We start from the raw sequence: 374 nt of genomic DNA, 5'->3' as shown, positions 1-374 counted from the left end.
CTGCGACGAAAATTTCTTGTGAGTCTTTGGCATCGCATCCCATCCGGATTGCAATTTTCCTGCCTAGGTCAGCGACTCTTCTGGAGCGTCCTGCAAGTTTACCGCCACGCATTTCAATCAGGCTGGAAAACACTTTGAGAGAGGTTAAAAAACTGGGTTTATGTTTATCGTTGGCATGGATCAGAGAGTCATGTGCTTTTTTTAGTTCAGCAGTCCGGGCTTCTACCTTTGCTTCGAGGCTATGATTCAATTCCTTTAATTCGTCGTTTTGCCGCAAGGTCAGAGCTTCCAGCCTTTTCTTTTCATTCTCCAGTGCTTTACGCTCCAATGCCTGGCGGACCACCAGCATGATGTCGTTATCGTCCCACGGCTTT

At 47.3% G+C, this 374-nt stretch carries 1 pseudogene; it reads right to left on the bottom strand.

What is annotated here, in order from left to right:
* Window positions 1-374: pseudogene (locus ACO0LB_RS20625) on the bottom strand (two-component system response regulator); the annotation flags it as partial.

It is taken from the genome of Undibacterium sp. SXout7W, assembly GCF_049339385.1.
In the GTDB taxonomy this organism is placed as follows: Bacteria; Pseudomonadota; Gammaproteobacteria; order Burkholderiales; family Burkholderiaceae_D; genus Undibacterium.
The sequence above is the reverse complement of the archived record's forward strand: the minus strand, read 5'-3'. Positions and strand labels throughout refer to the sequence as shown.